Genomic DNA, 21,341 nt, shown 5'->3' on the forward strand with positions numbered 1-21,341 from the left:
CACCCCCCGGATCATCCACACGACAGGGGCAGAAAGTCATACCGGGCCGGGCGACCGAGGGTCCCCGGCTGGGGACGATCAAAAAGGTAACGGGGTGAACGTTACGGCGACACCCACGACGACTACTACGCCGAGCTGCGTGGCAAGGTCACCGGCGCCCGGCCGGGCGACCGGGTGCAGGTCTGGTTCACCGCGACCAGGCCGGGCCGGGGCAAGGTCAGCAGCGACCGCTTCACCTACCGGGTGCATCACGACATCGGCGGGGACGTGCTGGTGCTGGCCGTGGAGGACGTCACCGGGCTGAGCCCCGCCCAGGACACCACCACCGCGAAGTACGCCGACGAGATCGCCGCCTCGCTGAAGGCGGCCGGGCGCAGCAGCGACGTGTACGACTTCGACGAGATGGGGCGTACCGCCCCGCACCATCTGGGCGTGCTGTCGCACTACCGGGCGGTGGTCTGGGAGACCGGCGACGACATCATCCTGCGCGAGCCGGGGCAGGTGCCGGGCACCGTGGCGAAGGCGGCGGTGGACATCGAACTGTCTGTCCGGGACTACCTCAACGAGGGCGGCAAGCTGCTGGTCAGCGGCAAGTACGCGCTCTACGCCCAGGCGGCAAACGGTTCGTACGGCTACCTGCCGGACGCCCCGCCGGAGTGCACCGACGCCGCCGATCCGAGCTGCCTGCCACTGCTCAACGACTTCCAGCAGTACTGGCTGGGGGCGTACAACTACGTGAGCGACGGCGGCACGTCACCCGACGGGCAGCCGTACCCGGTCCGGGGCGACGCCGGGGCGTTCGCCGGCTTCGCCGGGACGCTCAACGCCGACGGCTCGGCGGGCAACCAGGACCACACCGCGTCGTTCCTGACCACGTCGAGCTTCCTGCCGCCGGCGCAGTTCCCGCAGTTCACCAGCTCCGCTCCGGTGGGCTGGGGGCGCCCGGGTGGTGCGCCGTTCGATCCGCGTACCGGCGACTGGTACCTGTTCAGCGGGCAGTCCGACGAGGCGTACAAGCGGTTGACCCGGACTGTGGACCTGAGCGGGGCGAGCAGCGCCGAACTGCGCTTCTTCACCTCGTTCGACATCGAGACGAACTGGGACTTCATGTTCGTCGAGGCCCGTGAGGTCGGCACCGACAACTGGACCACGCTGCCGGACGCCGGGGGCCTGACCACCCAGGAGACCGGGGAGAGCTGCGACTCCGGCTGGGTGGCTCAACTGCACCCGTTCCTCGCGCACTACCAGGGCGCGGACTGTGCACCGACCGGCAGCACCGGACAGTGGCACGCGGCGACCGGCACCTCCAACGGCTGGAAGGAGTTCGTGGCCGACCTGTCCGGGTACGCGGGCCGGCAGGTGGAGGTCTCCATCACCTACGCGACCGACTGGGCCACCCAGGGCCTGGGTCTGTTCGTCGACGACACCCGGGTCGTGGTCGACGGGGCCACCGTCGCCGAGACGTCGTTCGAGGCGGACTTCGGTGGCTGGACGGTGGCGGGCCCGCCGGCCGGGTCCGCCCCGGCGGCCAACGACTGGTCGCGCAGCCAGCAGGCGTTCGAGGAGGGTTCAACGGTGGTCACCCCGGACACCGTCTACCTGGGCTTCGGGCTGGAAGGGCTGGCTCCGGCGGCCCGCGACGAGCTGGTCGCCCGGTCCCTCACCCATTTGACGGGCCGACCGCGTCGGTAGCGGCGGTCCAGGGCGCGCCGGCGGTCGGGACACCGCCGGCGCGCCTTGCCGCGTACCGGCATGACGGGCGTCCGGACTGTGGTGAGCTGTGGGTATGGACCGGATCCGGCTCGGGCTGGTGCTGCACCCCACCCGGGACGTGTCCCCGGTGGTGGACACCGTCGCCGCCTGGGCCGCGCGGCACGAGGTGGCCCTGACGGTACGCGCGCAGGACCGGCAACGGGTGCCCGAGTCCGTCCGCCCCGTAGCCGAGGACCAGCTCACCGCAGGAGCGGACGTGCTGGTCAGCATCGGCGGGGACGGCACGATGCTGGGCGCGCTACGGGCGGCGGTAGCCGATCCGAAGCCGGTGCTCGGCGTACATCTGGGCAAGTTGGGGTTTCTGGTGGAGGTGGAGCCGCCGGAGCTGCCGGCGGCGCTGGACCGGCTGCTGGCCGGCGAATACACCGTCGAGTCGCACAGCTGCCTGGCCTGTGACGTGTGCGGCGACGACGTGGTCGCGTTCAACGACATCGCGCTGATCCGGCGCCCCGGGCAGGGTTTCGTCACCGCGACCCTGGCGATCGACGGGCAGCAGTACGGCTACTACCGCTGCGACGCGCTTGTGGTGAGCACTCCCAGCGGGTCGACCGCCTACAGTTACGCCGCCGGCGGGCCGCTGATCTCTCCCGCGACGCGCGCCGTGGTGGTCACCCCGAGCGCGCCGATGTCCGGCATCTCCCGATCGGTGGTGCTCTCCCCCGACGAACGGGTCCGGCTGGAACTGCGTCCCGGCTCCGCGCCGGTCGCGATCGAGGTGGACGGCCAGGTCATCCGGGACGGGTCGACCTCCGGCGCGGTGGACATCGGCTACCGCCCCGACGCGGGGCTGGTGGTCCGCCTCGACCCGCGCCGCTACCAGGAACGCAGCCAGCTCAAGCTGAGCCTGCTGGACCTGCCGCTGCTGCCCGAGCAGCTCCGCGAGCTGCTGCCCGAGAACCTGCGCCGCCAACTCGGCCGCCGCGAGCTGCCGCCCCCGCGCTGACCGGCGAACAACTCACAATCGGGACCACCAGAAATGAAACCCTTGCCAGAATCGCGTACTGCATCGCACCCCAGCTCCCAACCAAACCGACAACCGGCCACAGAAATGTGAAAACCGGAATCGGAGGGGCAAACTTCCGCTAAGCAGTTAGGGGACGTGCGTGGCCCCCTGACCTGCCGTAGGTCACCGTCGGCCACGGACAGGACAGAGGAGTTTGTACATGCCGCCGGAAACTGAGCGTGTCCAGCAAACGCCATCAACGGCCACCGACCGAATCAGAGCGGGCAGCCGTCGTACCGCCTTTTTTCTCGTCGTCGACGCGCTCGCCTGGGTCGGGGGATTCACTATCGCCGGTTGGGCGAGGTACGAACAAAGCCTCACCATCGATCAGGCTGTCAACGCGGTGATGCTCGGTGGCGCGGCCGCCGTGCTCCATGTCGGTGTGAGCGCGCTGCGCCGGGTCTACTCGGGTCGGCAGCCTCTCGGCAGCGTCGAGGAGGTCCGTGGTCTCGCGGGCGCCACCGCCACCACCGCCGCCGTGGTGCTGGTCGCCCTTCTGGCGATCGACGAACGCCCGATACCCGCCAGCACGCCGGTGGTCGGTGGCGCCCTGGCACTGCTGCTGATGCTCAGCTTCCGCCTGCTGCACCGGCACCGCCGGGACCGGGCCATGCGTCCAGACGCACGTTCGGCAACCCCGGTGCTGCTCTTCGGCCTCGGCGAGGCGGGGCAGGGGCTCGTTCGTGCGATGCTCGGCGATCCGAAGGGCCGCTATCTGCCCGTCGGCGCGCTCGACGACGACCCGGAAAAGCAGGATTTGCGCATCGCCGGCGTCCCGGTGCTAGGCGGCCGAAGCGACATCCCCAAGGCCATCCAGCGCACCGGTGCGACCGCATTGATCTTTTCGGTGGCGAACGCCGACGCCACGCTGATCCGCGAGATTCGGGAGGCGACGCTCCGGACCGGTGCCGCATTCAAGATCCTGCCACCGGTGCGAGAGCTGGTGGATCACCGCATCACGGTCAGGGGCGTGCGGGACGTCCAGATCAGTGACCTGCTCGGTCGGCGCCAGGTCGTCGGCGATCTAGCCCTGGACGACAACTCGCTCACCGGCCGACGCGTCCTGGTCACCGGCGCGGGTGGCTCGATAGGTTCCGAGCTGTGCCGGCAGATCATGCGGGCCAACCCCAGCGAGCTGATGATGCTGGACCGCGACGAGTCAGCCCTGCACAGCCTCCAGATGTCGCTCACCGGTCGAGCGCTGCTGGACGGCCCCGAACTCATCCTCGCCGACCTGCGCGACGACGAAGGCATCCGGCGCGTCATGCGGAAGCGTCGTCCCGAAATCGTCTTCCACGCGGCGGCGCTGAAACATCTGACGCTGCTGGAGCGGCACCCGGGAGAGGCCGTCAAGACCAACGTCTGGGGCACCCTCACTGTGCTCGACGCCTGTCGGGACGTGGCCCGGTTCGTCAACATCTCGACCGACAAAGCCGCCGACCCGATCAGCGTGCTCGGCTACTCGAAACGCATCACCGAGATGCTTACCGCACACGCCGCCGCGACCTACCCAGGCACCTTCCTCAGCGTCCGATTCGGCAACGTGCTCAGCAGCCGCGGCTCGGTGGTGACCGCCTTCCAACGGCAGATCGAAGCGGGGCAGCCGTTGACCGTCACCCACCCCGACGTGACCCGGTATCTGATGACGGTGCAGGAGGCGGTCCACCTCGTGCTCCAGGCAGCCAACATCGGCCGGGACGGTGAAGCCCTGGTCTTGGACATGGGAGAACCGGTACGCATCGACGACATCGCCCGTCGGATGGTCGAACAGGCGGCCAGCCCAGTCGAGATCATCTACACCGGACTGCGGCCCGGTGAGAAGCTGCACGAGGACCTGCTGGGTAGCGGCGAGTCCGACCACCGCCCGCTGCATCCGCTGATCTCGCACGTGCGGGCGCCCATACTGGACCCTCTGGAGGTCAGCGGACTGGATCCGTTCGACGAGCCGGACAAGGTCATCGACCAACTCGCCCGGCTCTGCGGCATCCTTCCCGGCGCGGCGCTCAATCAGAAAGCGGGCATACCGCTCGCCCGGTGACCACGGCCGCATCGCCAGTCGCACGCTGGGCGGCTCGGGCGGGCAGGGCGTTCCTCCCCGTTCCCGCACTGTCGAACTGACAGCACAGGCGAATCACGTCCGCCGAACGGCACGCCTCACCGACCGGGGGCCGCCTCCGCCGGCCGTGCCACCGCCGACATGCGTTGGTCCGGCGATAGCACAGGCGATTCAGCTCGACAGCATCCGCACCACAGCACTCGCCCGGGGCGGGAGACCCCGCTCCGGGCGAGCTGCCGGTGGTGCTGTCAGGCGTTGTCAAGCACGTCGGTGACCAGGTCCTGGGCTTCCCGTTGGATGCGGGTCAGGTGGTCCGGGCCCTGGAAGGACTCGGCGTAGATCTTGTAGACGTCCTCGGTCCCCGACGGGCGGGCGGCGAACCAACCCGACTCGGTGGTGACCTTGAGGCCGCCGATCGGGGCGCCGTTGCCGGGGGCGGTGGTGAGCGTCGCGGTGATGGGTTCGCCGGCCAGTTCGGTGGCGCGTACCTGCTCCGGGGAGAGCTTGCCGAGCACGGCCTTCTGCTCCCGGGTGGCGGGTGCGTCGATGCGGGCGTACGCGGGTGCGCCGAAGCGGTCGGCCAGCTCGGCCCAGTGCTCGCTCGGGGTACGCCCGGTGCTGCCGATGATCTCGGCGGCGAGCAGGCAGAGCAGGATGCCGTCCTTGTCGGTGGTCCAGGTGCCGCCGTCACGGCGCAGGAAGGACGCGCCGGCGCTCTCCTCGCCGCCGAAGCCGACCGCGCCGTCGAGCAGCCCCGGCACGAACCACTTGAAGCCGACCGGCACCTCCAGCAGCGGTCGGCCGAGGTCGGCGGCGACCCGGTCGATCATCGAGGAGGAGACCAGCGTCTTGCCGACCGCCGCGTCCGGACCCCAGTTCTCGCGGGTACGGAACAGGTGGGCGATCGACACGGCGAGGTAGTGGTTGGGGTTCATCAGCCCGGCGTCGGGGGTGACGATGCCGTGCCGGTCGGCGTCGGCGTCGTTGCCCGTGGCCACCTGGTAGTCGGCGCGCATGGCGATCAGCGAGGCCATCGCGTTCGGCGACGAGCAGTCCATCCGGATCTTGCCGTCGCCGTCCAGGGTCATGAACCGCCAGGTCGGGTCGACAGTCGGGTTGACCACGGTCAGGTCGAGCCGGTGCCGGTCGGCGATCTCGCCCCAGTAGTCGATGCTGGCGCCGCCGAGCGGGTCGGCGCCGATGCGGACCCCGGCGGCGCGGATCGCGTCGAGGTCGAGCACCGCCGGCAGGTCGTCGACGTACGCGCCGAGGAAGTCGTACGTGTCGGTGGTGTCGGCGGCGCGGGCCCGCGCGTACGGGATGCGGCGCACCTCCTTGAGCCCGGCGGCGAGGATCGCGTTCGCGCGGTCCTGGATCCATTTCGTGACGTCGGAGTCGGCGGGCCCACCGTGGGTGGGGTTGTACTTGAAGCCGCCGTCGTCGGGCGGGTTGTGCGACGGGGTGATCACGATGCCGTCGGCGAGGCCGCTGGTGCGACCCCGGTTGTGGGTGAGGATGGCGTGTGACACCGCCGGGGTGGGGGTGTAGCCGTCGCGGCTGTCCAGCAGGACTGTGACGTCGTTGGCGGCGAGCACCTCCAGGGCGTCGACGGCCGCCGGGGTGGACAGCGCGTGGGTGTCGCGGCCGAGGAAGAGCGGGCCCTCCAGGCCCTGTTCCCGGCGGTAGTCGCAGAGCGCCTGGGTGACGGCGAGGATGTGGTCGGAGTTGAAGGCGTTGCGCAGGCTGGACCCGCGGTGCCCGGAGGTGCCGAAGGAGACCTGCTGCGCCGGGTCGGCCGGGTCGGGGTGCTCGGCGTAGTAGGCGGTCACCAGCCGTGGTACGTCGACCAGGTCGGCGGGTTCGGCCGGCTGCCCGGCGCGCGGGTGACTGCTCACGGTTCCACCTTCTGTCCCTTGCCGATGACCACGATGCCGTTGTCGGAGACGGTGTAGCGCTGCCGGTCCCGTTCCAGGTCCACGCCGATCTCGGCGCCCTCGGGCACCTGGACGTTCTTGTCGAGGATGGCCCGACGGACCACCGCGTGCCGGCCGATCTCGACGCCTTCCATCAGGACCGAGCCGTCCACGTGCGCCCAGGAGTGGACCTTCACCTTGGGCGAGACGATCGAGTTCTCCACCAGCGAACCGGAGATCACCGCGCCGGGCGAGACCATCGAGGCGACCGCCCGGCCAACCCGCTCCCCCCACTGGTGCACGAACTTGGCCGGCGGATACGGCGGCTGCTCGGTGTAGATCGGCCAGTCGAAGTTGTAGAGGTTGAACACCGGATGGACGTTGATCAGGTCCATGTGGGCGTCGTAGAACGAGTCGAGGGTTCCCACGTCGCGCCAGTAGCCGCGGTCCCGGTCGGTGCTGCCGGGCACCTCGTTGTCGCGGAAGTCGTAGACGTTCGCCTCGCCGCGCTCGACGAGCATCGGGATGATGCTGCCGCCCATGTCGTGCTTGCTGGTCTTGTCGTCGGCGTCGCGTTCGACAGCGTCGATGAGCGCCCGGGTGGTGAAGACGTAGTTGCCCATCGAGGCGTAGATCTCGTCGGGCGCGTCGGGCAGGCCGACGGCGTCGGTGGGCTTCTCCCGGAAGGCCCGGATCCGTCGGCCGTCCTCGCCGACCTCGATGACACCGAACTGGTCGGCCGTCGACAGCGGCTGCCGGATCCCCGCGACCGTCACCCCGGCCCCCGAGGCGATGTGGTCCTCCACCATCTGCCGGGGGTCCATCCGGTAGATGTGGTCGGCACCGAAGACGATCACATAGTCGGGCTGCTCGTCGTAGATCAGGTTGAAGCTCTGGTAGATCGCGTCGGCTGAGCCGGCGAACCACCAGGGGCCACGGCGCTGCTGCGCGGGCACCGGAGTGACGTAGTTGCCGAGCAGCGTCGACATCCGCCAGGTCTTGGTGATGTGCCGGTCGAGGGAGTGGGATTTGTACTGGGTCAGCACGACGATCTTCAGATAGCCGGCGTTGGCCAGGTTGGAGAGGACGAAGTCGACCATGCGGTACATCCCGCCGAACGGGACGGCCGGCTTGGCCCGGTCCGTGGTCAGCGGCATCAGGCGCTTGCCTTCTCCGCCGGCCAGGACGATCGCGAGCACCTTGGCAGCCATGAGCAGACGCTATCCATACCGCTGCCGGTTCACCACTCGTACGGGCACAGTTCCGCAGCCGGGTGCGGCGTCGGATTCTGCACTAGGGTGCCGGGCATGACCGACTCCGCACGGCTGCGCGTGGACCTGCTGACCCGGGAGTACCCGCCGGAGGTCTACGGCGGTGCCGGCGTGCACGTCGAGTACCTGGCCCGGGAGCTGCGCCGGATCACCGACGTGCGGGTGCACTGCTTCGGCGCGCCGCGTACCGAGCCGGGGGTTCGGGCGTACGCCGAGCCGCCGGCCCTGGCCGGGACGAACGCCGCGCTGCGGACCATGGGCGTGGATCTGGAGATGGCCGCCGGGTGTGCCGGTGCCGACGTGGTGCACAGCCACACCTGGTACGCCAACCTCGCCGGGCACACCGCGAAGCTGCTGTACGGGGTGCCGCACGTGGCGACCGCGCACAGCCTGGAGCCGCTGCGGCCGTGGAAGGCCGACCAGCTCGGCGGCGGCTACGCGCTCTCCTCGTGGTGTGAGCGCACCGCGTACGAGGCGGCCGACGCGATCGTGGCGGTCAGCGCGGGCATGCGTCGGGACGTGCTGGCCGCGTACCCGTCGGTCGATCCGGACCGGGTGCACGTGATCTACAACGGCATCGACACCGCGCAGTACGCCCCGGATCCGGGCACCGACGTGCTGGCGCGCCTCGGCATCGACCCGGCCCTGCCCAGCGTGGTCTACGTCGGGCGGATCACCCGGCAGAAGGGTCTGCCGCACCTGCTGCGCGCCGCCCGCGAGCTGCCGGCGGACACCCAGTTGGTGCTGCTGGCCGGGGCACCGGACACCCCGGAGATCGCCGCCGAGGTGGAGGGCCTGGTCGCCGAGCTGCGGGCCAGCCGCTCCGGGGTGGTCTGGGTGGCCGAGATGCTGCCCAAGTCCGAGGTGATCCAGGTGCTCACCCACGCCACCATCTTCGTCTGCCCGTCGGTGTACGAGCCGATGGGCATCGTCAACCTGGAGGCGATGGCCTGCGAGACGGCGGTGGTGGCCACCGCCACCGGCGGCATCCCCGAGGTGGTCGCCGACGGCGAGACCGGCCTGCTGGTCCCGATCGAGCAGGCCGGCCTCGACGGCGCGCCTGTGGATCCGGCGCGCTTCGAGGCCGACCTGGCGGGGCGGCTGAACGAGTTGCTGGCCGCGCCCGAGCGCGCCGCCACGCTCGGCCGGGCCGGGCGGCGACGCGCCGTCGAACACTTCTCCTGGGACGCGATCGCCGCCCGCACCCTCGACCTGTACCGCTCGCTGCTGAAGTAGGCCGGAGCCACCCCCTCCTGCATCGGAACAACTTCGGCGACGGCCGGTCTGTGGCAGTTCTGGTGTCTGCACCTCGGCGTGTCATCCACTTTTACTGCCATCGATCGAGGCTGCCGGCGGGCAGTGCCTCGTCGAGGTGCGGCGTCAGCGGAAGGCGAGGATGCGCCCCTCGACCCACTGGGCGAACGTACGCGGTGTCCGCCCGAGCAGTTGCTCGACATGCGGGCTGATGCGCTGCTCGGCCGCCGTGGGCTCGCCGAGGATGGACAGCGTGCCGTCGACAACGGGCGCGGGCATGAACTGCAGCATCTGCGCGCGAGCCTCCTGAGGTGTCTGCTCGACGAAGCGCACCGGTTCACCGAGCGCGTGGGCGAGGTCGGTGGTGCGTTGTCGGGGCGTGCTGAGGACGGGGCCGGTCAGTTCGTAGGTCCGGCCGGCGTGTGCGTCGTCCCGCAGGACGACGGCGGCCACCTCGGCGATGTCGTCCGGGTCGACGACCGGGAGACCGACTTCGCCGAACGGGGCGACGACGGTCCGGCGGGTACGGACCGACTCGGCCCAGGCGTACGCGTTGGAGGCGAATCCACCCGGTCGCAGGATCGTCCAGGCCAGGCCGGAGTCCTGGATCGTCCGCTCGATCTCCCGCAGCGGCGCGTGCGACACCGACTGCGGGCGGGTCTCCGCCGCCTGGGACGACAGCAGCACGACCCGTTCCACACCGCCCGCCCGGCCCACCGTGAGGATCTCGTTGACATCCAGATGGGCGCCGGCGCCGGAGACCAGGAGGAAGAGCGTACGAGCGCCGGTCAGCACGGGGCGGAGGGTTTCCGGCTGGGCCAGGTCGGCCTGCTGGTAGTGCACACCCTCGGGCAGGTCGACGGGCAGTTGTCCGCGCGACACCGCCGTCACGGCGCCCGTTCCCGCCAGCGCCCTCAGCAGGGTACGACCGACGTTCCCGGTGGCTCCCGTTACCACAATCATGATCAGTTCTCCCCGTCACAACGGTTCGGTCGCGTCCGGTCAGGACGCGACACCGCCTCGCGCCTGCGCGGCTGCGGGCGACGCCGGGAACCGTAACAACGCGGATATAGTAGGTACCTAGAAGAAAGTGACTATCCGTTCGGGAGCATGCATGGCGGCCAGTCAGCCGACCTGGGAAGCGTCCATGTCCGCCGATCCGGAGCAGGCCTGTCCGATCGCTCCGGTGGTGGACATCGTCTTCAGCCGCTGGACGACTCCGATCCTGTGGGCACTGCACCAGTACGGTCGGCAGCGGTTCGTCGAGTTGGAACGCCGGCTTACCACCATCACGCCGAAGGTGCTGACCCAGCGACTACGACAACTCGAACGCGACGGCCTGGTCGCCCGCACCTACCATCCCGAGGTTCCACCCCGCGTCGAATACGAGATCACCGAACTCGGCGCCAGCCTCGCCCCGCTCTTCGCCCACCTCGCCGAATGGGCCGCAACCAACCTCGACGCCGTCGAGCAGTCCCGGCACACCTACGACACCGCCCAGCAATCCCGCCCACGCTGATCAAGGACAACTTGCACGAGGGCCGGCGTGATCCCGAAGTTGCGCGCATCGAAATCAGCTGACGGTAGGGCCGCCGGGTCCGGGTCAGCCGGGGAGTGCTCCGAGGCCGGCGAGTAGCTCGTCCCGATCGGCGGGAGACAGTCCCTGGTAGATGGGTTCGTCCAGCCGGTTTGTCGCATCCTCGACGGCCTGTCGTCGAGGATCGTCGGGGGCCAGTTCCCGAAGCTGCGCCAGGGTGAGCCCGGCAGCGGCCCAGGCTGCCCGGTGCGCGTCGGCCCGGTGGTGCCGCAGCGCCCCGAGTCGGGTGGTCAGGCGTACGGCCGCAGTGGCATCGGTCGGCTCGTACACCGGGGCCATCGCGCGGAAGGCCGGTCCACCGGTGGCCAGGCCCGCTTCCAGAAGGCGACCGACAAGGTCGGCCAGGTGGGGAACAACCGCCAGGCCCGGCATCGTCTCGATCGGCTTCCGGTCCCAGAACTCCTCGGCGAAGTCACCCATGGTGCGCTGTACGGCCAGCGCCACCTCCCGGCCCCGTTCGGTCAGTCGCCACGCGCCGTCGGCGTCAACGACGGCGATGCCCTGTTCGAGTTCGCCGGTCATGTCGGAGCCGGAGTACGTAGTGGCCGCCGCGAAGCTGTCCGCAGGCATCGGGCGGGCCAGCAGGCCGAAGTAGAAGCTGCACTCGAACCCGGGTCGAAGGCCGTGCCGGTCGTAGACGGCCCGCAGCCGTTCCCATCCCGCGCTGCGCAATCCCACGTACACCCGGTCGATCACGGGCCGGATCAGTGCCGCGTAACTCATACCGGTCTCGCCCTCCCAGGTCCATCGCGGAGGCCAGATTCTACGCAGCGGGCGGGGTAGCTCCCGGGCGGCCTCGGCGGCCCACGACGGCACGTCGACTGTCACTACAGGTTCCTTTCCCGTACGGCGATGAGCAGCCGGTCCACGGCATGCCGGTCGGGTTGTTCCGGCAGCGTGGTGGTGGCGGCCGCGTCGGCGAGTTCGGCGAGCAGGTCCTCGGCCCAACCGGTGACCGACTCCCAGGTCAGGTCCCCTCGGCGCACCGCGAGCAGCCGGTCACGCAGGTGCCGTACGTCCACCAGGATCTCGCCGGTGCGGAGCACGTGCACCCCGGCGACCAGCAGCCGGATCATGTGCATGGTCTGTTTGTGGTTCGTCTCGCCGGTACGTTCGCGGCGGGCCGTCACCCGGTCGAGCTGGTCCCGGGCGTAGCCGCCGTACGTCTGGGCCACCCGCCGCGACAGGAACGCCCGCCGGGTGGCCAGCAACTGTCGCCCGTCCTCGGTGATCGTCTCGACAAGCGGGGACCAGAGCACCTCCAGCACCGTCGGGTTGCTCTGCAGAGCCAGCTCGCAGAAGCGTTCGAACTCCCAGGAGAACTGCTCCGCCGCCGGCCCGTCGAGGTGGGTGGGTGGCTTCTCCAGACGCCAGAAGGCACGGGTCGGCGCCACGTACACACCGCGCCGGTCGTGGTCGGAGTCCGGGCCGTGCAGCCCGTACGCCCGCGACCCGACCACGACGGCCAGCACCGTGTGCCGCTCGACCAGTTCGATCATGCCGGCACGCTACCCGCCCCGATCTGTGGCAGTTCTGCTGTCTTCGCCTCGGCGTGTCGGGCACTTCCACTGCCATGGATCGCGGCGCACCGCCGGCCCTCCGGCGAGCGACCGGGATCAAGGTTCTCGTCGGTTGTCAGCCGAGCACGAAGCGATCTCGGGCAGTAGGTTGAGGCGGTGAGCGGACGGTTCCCGATCGAAGACGTCTCCCCCGTCGTCTCCTGCGGTCGCTACCCGGCCCGTGCGGTGGTCGGCGAGGTGGTGCCGGTGTCGGCGCGCGCCTACCGCGAGGGGCACGACGCGCTCGGCTGCAACGTGGTGTGGCTCGGCCCCGACGGGTTGGCCCGCCCGTTCACCCGGATGCGTCCGGGTGAGCCCGGCCAGGACCGGTGGCACGCCACGATCGTGCCGGACGCGGTCGGCGAGTGGATGTTCACCGTGGAGGCGTTCAGCGACCCCTACCTGACCTGGCACAACGCGGTCACCAAGAAGATCGCCGCCGGCCAGGGGCCGGCTGAGCTGGCAAACGACCTGGCCGAGGGCGTACGCGTGCTGACCGCCGCCCTCGACCTGGTGCCGAAAGCCGCGCGGGCCCGCCTCAAGAAGGCCGCGAAGGCCCTGGGTGACGCCCGCTTGCCGGTGCCGCAGCGGGTGAGCCCGGCGCTGGCCCTGGCCGACCTGCTCTGGGAGCACCCGGTCCGGGAGCTGGTGACCACCGGCGAGGAGTACCGCCTCTGGGTGGACCGCGAGCGGGCCCTCTTCTCCGCCTGGTACGAGTTCTTCCCCCGCTCGGAGGGGGCAGTCGCGGCGACTGTCGACGCACCGGCCCGCTCCGGCACCTTCGCCACCGCCACCGAGCGGCTGCCGGGCGTCGCGGCCATGGGTTTCGACGTGCTCTACCTGCCGCCGATCCACCCGATCGGTCGGGTCAACCGGAAAGGCCCGAACAACAGCCTGGTCGCCGGCCCGGACGACGTGGGTTCGCCGTGGGCGATCGGCGCGGCCGAGGGCGGCCACGACGCGATCCACCCCGATCTGGGTACGCCTGAGGACTTCCGCGACTTCGTCGCCGCCGCCGCCGAACACGGCCTGGAGGTGGCGATGGACCTGGCGTTGCAGTGCGCGCCGGATCACCCGTGGGTGACCGAGCACCCGGAGTGGTTCACCACCCGGGCCGACGGCAGCATCGCGTACGCGGAGAACCCGCCGAAGAAGTACCAGGACATCTACCCGCTGAACTTCGACAACGACCCCGACGGCATCCGCGCCGAGGTGCTGCGGGTGGTGCGGCACTGGGTCGGCGAGGGCGTGAAGATCTTCCGGGTGGACAACCCGCACACCAAGCCCGTCGACTTCTGGCACTGGCTGATCTGGGAGGTCAAGCGGGTCGACCCGGACGTGCTCTTCCTCGCCGAGGCGTTCACCCGACCGGCGATGATGCACGGGCTGGCCAAGGTCGGCTTCACCCAGTCGTACACGTACTTCACCTGGCGGACCTCGGCTGCCGAGATGCGCGAGTACTGCACGGAGCTGGTGGCGGCGGCCGACTACATGCGGCCGAACTTCTGGCCCAACACGCCGGACATCCTGCACCCCTCGTTGCAGCACGGCGGGCCGCCGATGTTCAAGATCCGGGCGGTGCTGGCGGCGCTGCTCTCCCCCTCCTGGGGCATGTACGCCGGCTACGAGTTGTTCGAGCATGTGGCGCGCCCCGGTGCGGAGGAGTACCTGGACAACGAGAAGTACGAGCTGCGGCCCCGGGACTGGTCCGGTGCCGAGGCGCGGGGCCGCTCGCTGGCACCGTTCATCACCACCCTGAACCGGGTACGCCGGGAGAACCCGGCCCTGCGCCGGCTGCGCAACCTGGTCTTCCACGACATCGACAACCCGGCGTTGCTGTGCTGGTCCAAGCATGATCCGGAAACCGGCAACACGGTGCTGGTGATCTGTTCGTTCGACTCGCACACCGTGCAGTGGGGCAACACCACCCTGGACATGCCGGCGCTTGGCCTGGACTGGCACGACCGGTTCACCGTGCACGACGAGCTGACCGGTGCCCGCTACGACTGGGGGCAACGCAACGCGGTCCGGCTCGACCCGTACCTGCAACCCGCGCACGTGCTCACCCTGCGCCGCCCGACCGCCGCGCCGGAGCCTTCGACCGCCCCCGCCGTGTCCGGGCCGACGGACGCCGGGTCGCCGGGTCAGGGCGGCACCGAGCCGGTCACCCTCACCGTCCAGGACGTACTCGCCGACCTGTCGGGCGGCACCGCACCTACCGCTCCCGCCCAGAAGGACGACACCCGATGGACCAGCTGATTTCCGGGGAGATCCACGACCCGCACGCCGTGCTCGGTGCGCACCCGGCCGACGGGCGTACGGTGATCCGCACCCTGCGCCGGGGCGCGGGTGACGTCGGCGTGCTGGTCGGCGAGGAGCGGCACCCGATGAAGCGGGTGCACGACGTCGGGGTCTTCGAGGCCACCGTCCCCGGTGCGGTGCTCGACTACCGGCTCGACGTCGACGGTGTGCGCCACGACGACCCGTACCGTTTCCCGCCGACCCTCGGCGAGCTGGACCTGCACCTGATCAGTGAGGGCCGGCACGAGCGGCTGTGGGAGGCGCTGGGCGCCCGGGTCCTCGACGGCGGGGTGGCGTTCGCGGTGTGGGCGCCGAACGCCCGGGGAGTGCGGCTGGTCGGCGACGTCACCGGCTGGGCGCCCGACGACGGCTGGCCGATGCGCTCGCTCGGCTCGACAGGCGTGTGGGAGATCTTCGTGCCGGACGCCACCGCGGGCACCCGGTACAAGTACCGCGTGCTTGGCGCGGACGGGTACTGGCGGGACAAGGCCGACCCGCTCGCCGCGTACGCGGAGGTGCCGCCGGCCACCGCGTCGGTGGTGCACCGGTCGGCGTACGAGTGGTCCGACGCGGAGTGGCTGGACCGGCGGTCGCGGCGGCAGCCGCACCAGGAGCCGATGAGCGTGTACGAGGTGCACCTGGGCTCGTGGCGGCCCGGCCTGGGTTACCGGGAGCTGGCCGAGCAGTTGACCGCGTACGTGGTGGAGTTGGGCTTCACCCATGTGGAGTTCCTGCCGGTGATGGAGCACCCGTTCGGCGGCTCGTGGGGCTACCAGGTGACCGGCTACTACGCCCCGACGTCCCGGTTCGGTGACCCCGACGATTTCCGGTACCTGGTGGACCGGCTGCACGCCGCCGGGATCGGGGTGATCCTGGACTGGGTGCCGGCGCACTTCCCGAAGGACGAGTGGGCCCTGGCCCGTTTCGACGGCACCCCGCTCTACGAGCATCCCGATCCGCGCCGGGGCGAGCACCCCGACTGGGGCACCTACGTCTTCGACTTCGGTCGCCGGGAGGTGCGTAACTTCCTGGTCGCCAACGCGCTCTACTGGCTGGACGAGTTCCACGTCGACGGGCTGCGGGTGGACGCGGTCGCCTCGATGCTCTACCTGGACTACTCACGGCAGGACGGGCAGTGGGCGCCGAACGTGCACGGCGGCCGGGAGAATCTTGAGGCCATCGCGTTCATGCAGGAGGTGAACGCGACCGTCTACAAGCACCACGCCGGGGTGGTGATGATCGCCGAGGAGTCCACCGCCTGGCCGGGGGTGACCCGGGCGACGAACGACGGCGGGCTCGGCTTCGGGTTCAAGTGGAACATGGGCTGGATGCACGACACCCTGCTCTACACCTCGAAGGACCCGATCTACCGGCAGCACCACCACCATCAGCTCACCTTCTCCCTGGCGTACGCCTGGAGCGAGAACTACGTGCTGCCGATCAGCCACGACGAGGTGGTGCACGGCAAGGGCTCCCTGGTCGGCAAGATGCCCGGTGACACCTGGCAGCGGCTGGCGAACGTCCGGGTGCTGCTGGCGTACATGTGGGCGCACCCGGGCAAGCAGTTGTTGTTCATGGGTTGTGAGCTGGCCGACGACCGGGAGTGGAGCGAGGAACGCGGCCTCGACTGGTACCTGCTGCACGATCCGGCCCGGGCCGGTGTGCAACGCCTGGTGGGTGACCTGAACCGGGTCTACCGGGACACGCCGGCCCTGTGGGCGCAGGACACCTCCCCCGCCGGTTTCCGCTGGCTCGCCGGTGACGACGTCGCCAACAACGCCGTCTCGTTCGTCCGGATCGCGCCCGACGGGGCGACAGTGGTCTGTGTGGCCAACTTCTCCGCGCTGCCGCTCGAGGACTACCGGATCGGGCTGCCGGCCGCCGGTGCCTGGTCGGAGGTGCTCAACACCGACGCCCACCATTACGGCGGTTCCGGCGTCGGCAACCTCGGCACAGTGCACGCCGAGAACGTCCCCTGGCACGGCCAACCCGCCTCGGTGGCGCTCCGCGTGCCGCCGCTGGGTGCCCTCTGGCTGCGCCCCGCCTGAGAGCGACCCGATGTCCTCGGAGTTGTCATGCCACTCAGACATGTTCATGCCTGAGTGGCAACACGCTCACCAGGAGTACAACAACACGCCAGATGGGCGAGAAGATCATCGGACGGTGAACTGCCCACGCCCTCACGTTCGTACTCCCGGTTCCAGGTGGACGACGAGGCGGAGGATCGATGGCGAGCAGCAGGGGTACGGCCCGGGACCGTGGGCGTGAGCCCTCGCCAGGACAGCGGAGGATCGCGGGGTTCGCGGCGGTCGGGGTGACCCTGGCGGTGGCCTTCGCGGTGGCGACCGGGACCAGTCAGGCCAGTGAGAACTGCGACGGCCTGGACGCCGCCGTGGGCAGCAACCTCGCGTTCATCGCCGACCAGCTGATCTTCCCGGACGAGCTGTCGGAGGCCCGGATCGCCAACCGGCAGGCGGTCATCGACCAGTTGGAGCAGCGGCGCGCGACGGCCGGCTGCACCGGCGAGGTGGAGGTGCCCGACGCGGACCCGAACGCCGCACTCAACGGCGGCGCGGCGGAGAACTGCGACGGCCTCGACGGCGCGGTCCGCAACAACCTCGCCTTCATCGACGGCCAGCGCCGCAACCCGGACGCTCTCTCCGAGGCGCGGATCGCCAACCGGCAGGCCGTCATCGACCTGATCGAAGACCGCCGCACCCTGGCCGGCTGCACCGGCGAGGTCACGCTCACACCGGGCGGCTGACACCGACGGACGGTGGGTGGGCCGGGCCGGCTGACCGGCTCCGCCCGCCTGCCGACCAGCTCCCCCGCCGACCAGCTCCCCCCGCCGGCCCGCCCGCCTGCCGAGCAGTTCCCCCGCCGACCCGGTCGGCGGACCGGGACCGGCGAACCCGAGGGCCGGCTCAGACCAGGCCGGCGCCGCGTAGCAGGGTCCACAGACCGGCGCCGTCGGGCGCGGAGAGCCACTTCTGCCCGACCGGCCCCTCGGTGTGGTCGTCGTGTGGGAGCGGCAGACTACCGGCGAGCACCGCCTGGGTGGGTGACAGCCGGCGGATCGCCACCGCGGCGACGTTGTCCGGGTGGGCGACGGCGAACTCGCGGTAGATCTCCTGGTCGTGCTGGCCGTCGTCGCCGACGAGCAGCCACCGTACGTCCGGGAACTCCTTGGCCAGCCGGGCCAGGGTGGCCCGCTTGTGCTCCCGGCCGCTGCGGAACCAGCGGTCCTGCGTCGGCCCCCAGTCGGTGAGCAGCAGCGGCCCGGCCGGGTAGAGGTGCCGGGACAAAAACCGGGTCAACGTCGGGGCGACGTTCCACGCCCCGGTCGACAGGTAGAACACCGGCGCGCCGGGGTGGGCGGTGACCAGCCGCTCGTAGAGCACCGCCATGCCGGGCACCGCCGCGCGGGCGTGTTCGTCGAGGACGAACGTGTTCCAGGCGGCGAGCAGCGGCCGGGGCAGCGCGGTCACCATGACCGTGTCGTCGATGTCGGAGAGGATGCCGAAGCGCACCTCCGGGTCGAGGATGCGCACCGGGGCCTCGACCGGCTCGGCGTCGGGCATGCTCAGCCGCACCGTGCCCCAGCCGGGTGGCAGGCCCGCCTCGACCACCGTGTCGATGAAGCCACTGCGGTCGGCCTGCGCCTCGTGGACCACGCCGCCGGTCTCGATCGTCACGGTGACGTGCTTGGCCGGCAGGGTGGTGAAGCTGCGCCAGCCGCGGACCTTCTCCAACCGGCCCCGCTGACGGGTGTCGGGCCGCCCCAGCAGCACCCGGCACATCACCCGCACCCAACCGGGCGCTCCGTAGCCGGTGTACGCGATGATGTTGGTCCGCCAGCCGGTCCGCCGCAGCCGGCGTTCCACCAGGGCGTGTACGGCGTCCTCGATCCGCGCGGCCCGGTGCAGGTTGGGTACGGCCAGCTGGCCGGCGGGAGTGGGTGGCACGACTGCAACCCTGCCACAGACCAGCCACCTCGGCCACGCGAGCTGAGCCGAACCGCCGCGCCCGGCGTCGCCGCCGTGTCACACTCCGGTCGGGACGGCGACGGGGGCGAGGTCGTGCCGCGAGCAGGGACGGAACCAGAGCAGCAGCGCGGGTGGTGGCGGCCACGGCTCGACCGGCCGGCACTCGTCGCCCTGCTGCTCGGGCTGATCGGAGTCGGTTACCGGCTGGTCCTGGTGCTGACCACGGTGCCTGTCTCCAACAGCGACGAGGCCACCTTCGGGCTGGCCGCGATGCACATCGCGCAGGGGCGCGAGCAGCCGATCTTCCTCTACGGCCAGCGGTACATGGGCACCCTGGAGTCGTACCTGGCCGCACCGCTGCTCGCGGTGACCGGGCCGAGCTGGCCGGCGCTGCGGCTGCCGGTGCTCGCGCTCTACGCGCTCTTCCTCTGGCTGATCCACAGGTTGACCCGGCGGATCGGCTCACCGTGGTTCGCCACGCTGGTCGTCGGGCTGCTCGCTCTCGGCTCCGAGCGGGTCGTCCGGGACCAGGTGACAGCTGTCGGCGGGCGGCCGGAGGTCAAGGTGGCGGTGCTGGCGATGCTGCTGGTCGTGGTGGCGCTGGCCCGCGGCACGGTAGGTCACCGGGGACTGGCCGTAGGCGGCTTCGGGCTGCTCGCCGGAGTGGCGCTCTGGTCGGACTGGCTGATCGTGCCGTACCTGGCGGTGGCCGGGCTGGCGTTGGTGTGGACCCTGCGCCGGGAACTGCTCGGCCGGGCGGGTCTGCTGCTTGTCGTCGGCTTCGCCGTCGGGCTCGCCCCGATGATCCGGGACAACCTGGTGGCCCCACCCGGGCAGGACTCCCTGTCGGTGCTGCGTGGCGTCAGCGGCGAGGACGGGCCGGTTCCGCCGTGGTCGCAACGGCTCGGCGGTGGGCTGCTGGACGGCGTGCCGCTGGCCGCCGGGCTCTGCCCGGTCGACGGCTGCGCCCGCTGGCAGGCGTGGTTCGGTCTGCTCTATCCGGTGCTGCTGGTGGTGGCGGCGACGCTCGCCGGGTTCGCGTACCGGCGGGCGGCCGGGCGCCACGACCGGGTCGGGCCGATCGTGCACCTCGCGTTGCTCGCCGGGGCGGCGTTGACCCTGCTGGCGTACGTGCGCAGTCCGCTGGCCGCGACGGATCCGCTGGGCAACGCCCGCTACCTGTCGGTGCTGCAACTGTCGCTGCCGGCGGTGCTCTGGCCGCTGTGGGTGGCGGCGGTGGCCGCCCGACGGGGCACGGCCGGCGTGGTGGGCCGGGTGGCCGGTGCGGCCGCCATCGCCGTGCTGGGTGCCCTCGCTGCCGGCTCGCTCGTGGTGACGGTGCTGTTCGCCACCACCGGCGCGGCTCCGGGGCGCACCGAGGAACGACAGGCCCGGGAGCTGGCCGAGATGGTACGCGCGGCCGGCCTGCGTGAGGTGTACGGCGAGTACTGGACGTGCAACCGGCTGGTCTTCAACACCGCCGAGGAGGTGGTCTGCGGGGTGCTCGACGGCAATCTGCACCCCGGGCAGAACCGGTACCCGGCGTACTGGTGGCGGCTGGCCCGGGCGCAGCGGCCCGGGTACGTGCTGGCGGCCGACGCCCCCGCGGACCGGCGGCTGCGGGAGTTGCTCGGCGACCGGGCCGGTCCGGCACTGCTCGCCGAGGTCGGCGGCTTCCGGGTGTACCACCCGCCGGAGCCGCTGCGGCCGTGGCGTTAGAGTCACCCATGCTCATCCTGCTGCCGCCCTCGGAGGGCAAGGCCGAGGTCGGCTCGGGCCGGCGACTGGACCTGGACCGGCTCTCGCTGCCCGGCCTGAACCCGGTGCGGGAGGAGGTGCTGTCCGCGCTTGTCGCCCTCAGCGCCGGCCCACCGGAAACGGCGCTCACCGCACTCGGTCTCGGCCCCGGGCAGCACGGCGAGGTGCGGCGCAACGCCCGGCTGCGGCAGGCCGCCACCGCACCGGCCGGCCGGATCTACACCGGGGTGCTCTACGAGGCCCTCGACCTGACCAGCCTCCCGGCGACGGCGCAGCGCGCGGCCGGACGGCAGGTGCTGGTCAGCTCCGGTCTGTGGGGAGCGGTACGGCTGACCGACCGGATCCCGCCGTACCGCTGCCCGATCGGGGCGCGGCTGCCCGGGGTCGGCGCCCTGCCGGCGCTGTGGCGTCGGGAACTGGGTGCCGCGCTGACCGAGGCGGCCGGCCGTGGCCCGGTGCTGGACCTGCGTTCCGGAGCGTACGCCGCGGCCTGGACGCCGCGCGGCGAGCTGGCCGAGCGCACCCTGACCGTGCGGGTGCTGCACGAACGGGAGGTCGACGGGGTGCCGGTGCGCTCGGTGGTCAGCCACTTCAACAAGGCGACGAAGGGGCGGCTGGTCCGGGACCTGCTGCTCGCCGGTGCCCGCCCACGTACCGCTGGCGCGCTGGTGACGACGTTGCGGGACCTGAAGTACGCGGTGTGCGAGCAGGAGTCCGGGCCCGGCCGACCCCGCCAGGTCGACGTGATCGTTTCGGAGCTGTAACCAGGCGCAAGATTTCCTCAAGGCTGGACCGGATCGGTACCACCGGTCGGTGTCCCGGGTCACCGTAAGAGGACCCGACGCGACGAGGAGGCCCTCCGGTGATTGC

General features: G+C 71.1%; 15 protein-coding genes and 1 pseudogene. 10 read left to right on the plus strand and 6 right to left on the minus strand.

Going from position 1 to position 21,341, the window contains the following annotated elements:
• Nucleotides 1–93: 93 nt before the first annotated feature.
• The 3 genes and pseudogenes from AB0I71_RS08710 to AB0I71_RS08720 all read left to right on the plus strand — a co-directional run.
• A pseudogene (locus AB0I71_RS08710) lies at nt 94–1,692 on the plus strand (zinc carboxypeptidase); the annotation flags it as partial.
• Nucleotides 1,693–1,786: 94 nt separating this feature from the next.
• Nucleotides 1,787–2,716, plus strand: coding sequence for an NAD(+)/NADH kinase (locus AB0I71_RS08715; protein WP_357582643.1), 930 nt, complete (start codon nt 1,787–1,789; stop codon nt 2,714–2,716).
• A 220-nt stretch (nt 2,717–2,936) separates the two neighbouring features.
• Nucleotides 2,937–4,814 carry a nucleoside-diphosphate sugar epimerase/dehydratase gene (locus AB0I71_RS08720; protein ID WP_357582644.1) on the plus strand — a complete coding sequence of 626 codons (1,878 nt, stop codon included), beginning with the start codon at nt 2,937–2,939 and terminating at the stop codon, nt 4,812–4,814.
• 266 nt (nt 4,815–5,080) lie between these two features.
• Here the strand turns inward: AB0I71_RS08720 and pgm are convergent, their stop codons facing one another.
• Together pgm and glgC are read right to left on the minus strand one after the other, a co-directional pair.
• The gene (gene pgm / locus AB0I71_RS08725) at nt 5,081–6,727 is read right to left on the minus strand and encodes a phosphoglucomutase (alpha-D-glucose-1,6-bisphosphate-dependent) (RefSeq protein WP_357582645.1); all 1,647 of its coding nucleotides are present in this window, start codon (nt 6,725–6,727) and stop codon (nt 5,081–5,083) included.
• Nucleotides 6,724–7,956, minus strand: coding sequence for a glucose-1-phosphate adenylyltransferase (glgC, locus tag AB0I71_RS08730; RefSeq protein WP_093404761.1), 1,233 nt, complete (start codon nt 7,954–7,956; stop codon nt 6,724–6,726). The genes pgm and glgC overlap by 4 nt, the downstream gene beginning before the upstream one ends.
• A 96-nt stretch (nt 7,957–8,052) precedes the next feature.
• On the opposite strand from glgC, the gene glgA reads away from it, so the two are divergent.
• The gene (glgA, locus tag AB0I71_RS08735) at nt 8,053–9,252 is read left to right on the plus strand and encodes a glycogen synthase (protein WP_357582646.1); all 1,200 of its coding nucleotides are present in this window, start codon (nt 8,053–8,055) and stop codon (nt 9,250–9,252) included.
• A 144-nt stretch (nt 9,253–9,396) separates the two neighbouring features.
• Here the strand turns inward: glgA and AB0I71_RS08740 are convergent, their stop codons facing one another.
• Nucleotides 9,397–10,233, minus strand: a complete 837-nt coding sequence (locus AB0I71_RS08740; RefSeq protein ID WP_357582647.1) for an NAD(P)H-binding protein — start codon at nt 10,231–10,233, stop codon at nt 9,397–9,399.
• 151 nt (nt 10,234–10,384) lie between these two features.
• Between AB0I71_RS08740 and AB0I71_RS08745 the strand changes: the two genes are divergently transcribed.
• On the plus strand, nt 10,385–10,789 hold the full coding sequence (locus tag AB0I71_RS08745) for a helix-turn-helix domain-containing protein (protein ID WP_357582648.1): 405 nt from the start codon (nt 10,385–10,387) through the stop codon (nt 10,787–10,789).
• Between the two features lie 84 nt (nt 10,790–10,873).
• Here the strand turns inward: AB0I71_RS08745 and AB0I71_RS08750 are convergent, their stop codons facing one another.
• Nucleotides 10,874–11,695, minus strand: coding sequence for a hypothetical protein (locus AB0I71_RS08750; protein ID WP_357582649.1), 822 nt, complete (start codon nt 11,693–11,695; stop codon nt 10,874–10,876).
• Nucleotides 11,695–12,366 (minus strand): nucleotidyltransferase domain-containing protein, encoded by a 672-nt coding sequence (locus AB0I71_RS08755; RefSeq protein ID WP_357582650.1) that lies wholly within the window; start codon nt 12,364–12,366, stop codon nt 11,695–11,697. Before AB0I71_RS08755 ends, AB0I71_RS08750 begins: the two co-directional genes overlap by 1 nt.
• 177 nt (nt 12,367–12,543) lie before the next feature.
• On the opposite strand from AB0I71_RS08755, the gene AB0I71_RS08760 reads away from it, so the two are divergent.
• From AB0I71_RS08760 to AB0I71_RS08770, 3 genes are all read left to right on the plus strand, one after another.
• Nucleotides 12,544–14,685, plus strand: coding sequence for an alpha-1,4-glucan--maltose-1-phosphate maltosyltransferase (locus AB0I71_RS08760; protein WP_357582651.1), 2,142 nt, complete (start codon nt 12,544–12,546; stop codon nt 14,683–14,685).
• The gene (glgB, locus tag AB0I71_RS08765; RefSeq protein WP_357582652.1) at nt 14,673–16,775 is read left to right on the plus strand and encodes a 1,4-alpha-glucan branching protein GlgB; all 2,103 of its coding nucleotides are present in this window, start codon (nt 14,673–14,675) and stop codon (nt 16,773–16,775) included. Before AB0I71_RS08760 ends, glgB begins: the two co-directional genes overlap by 13 nt.
• Nucleotides 16,776–16,954: 179 nt before the next feature.
• Nucleotides 16,955–17,491, plus strand: coding sequence for a hypothetical protein (locus AB0I71_RS08770; protein ID WP_357582653.1), 537 nt, complete (start codon nt 16,955–16,957; stop codon nt 17,489–17,491).
• 160 nt (nt 17,492–17,651) lie between these two features.
• Here AB0I71_RS08770 and AB0I71_RS08775 read toward each other — a convergent pair whose 3' ends face one another.
• A complete protein-coding gene (locus AB0I71_RS08775) occupies nt 17,652–18,692 on the minus strand; it encodes a phosphatase domain-containing protein (protein WP_357582654.1) in 1,041 nt (346 codons plus the stop codon).
• Nucleotides 18,693–18,767: 75 nt separating this feature from the next.
• Here AB0I71_RS08775 and AB0I71_RS08780 point away from each other — a divergent pair, with 75 nt between their 5' ends.
• Entirely contained in the window at nt 18,768–20,432 is a 1,665-nt protein-coding gene (locus AB0I71_RS08780; RefSeq protein ID WP_357582655.1) for a hypothetical protein, read from the plus strand.
• Nucleotides 20,433–20,440: 8 nt separating this feature from the next.
• The gene (yaaA, locus tag AB0I71_RS08785; RefSeq protein WP_357582656.1) at nt 20,441–21,235 is read left to right on the plus strand and encodes a peroxide stress protein YaaA; all 795 of its coding nucleotides are present in this window, start codon (nt 20,441–20,443) and stop codon (nt 21,233–21,235) included.
• The last annotated feature ends 106 nt before the right edge of the window (nt 21,236–21,341 follow it).

The organism is Micromonospora sp. NPDC049891 (assembly GCF_040660295.1).
Classification (GTDB): domain Bacteria; phylum Actinomycetota; class Actinomycetes; order Mycobacteriales; family Micromonosporaceae; genus Micromonospora.

Excerpts from the sequence above, each read along its gene's own strand:
- AB0I71_RS08715 (WP_357582643.1), top strand. The coding sequence starts at position 1,787 with ATGGACCGGATCCGGCTCGGGCTGGTGCTGCACCCCACCCGGGACGTG.
- AB0I71_RS08720 (WP_357582644.1), top strand. The coding sequence starts at position 2,937 with ATGCCGCCGGAAACTGAGCGTGTCCAGCAAACGCCATCAACGGCCACC.
- glgC (WP_093404761.1), bottom strand. The coding sequence starts at position 7,956 with ATGGCTGCCAAGGTGCTCGCGATCGTCCTGGCCGGCGGAGAAGGCAAG.
- glgA (WP_357582646.1), top strand. The coding sequence starts at position 8,053 with ATGACCGACTCCGCACGGCTGCGCGTGGACCTGCTGACCCGGGAGTAC.
- AB0I71_RS08740 (WP_357582647.1), bottom strand. The coding sequence starts at position 10,233 with ATGATTGTGGTAACGGGAGCCACCGGGAACGTCGGTCGTACCCTGCTG.
- AB0I71_RS08745 (WP_357582648.1), top strand. The coding sequence starts at position 10,385 with ATGGCGGCCAGTCAGCCGACCTGGGAAGCGTCCATGTCCGCCGATCCG.
- AB0I71_RS08755 (WP_357582650.1), bottom strand. The coding sequence starts at position 12,366 with ATGATCGAACTGGTCGAGCGGCACACGGTGCTGGCCGTCGTGGTCGGG.
- glgB (WP_357582652.1), top strand. The coding sequence starts at position 14,673 with ATGGACCAGCTGATTTCCGGGGAGATCCACGACCCGCACGCCGTGCTC.
- AB0I71_RS08770 (WP_357582653.1), top strand. The coding sequence starts at position 16,955 with ATGGCGAGCAGCAGGGGTACGGCCCGGGACCGTGGGCGTGAGCCCTCG.
- yaaA (WP_357582656.1), top strand. The coding sequence starts at position 20,441 with ATGCTCATCCTGCTGCCGCCCTCGGAGGGCAAGGCCGAGGTCGGCTCG.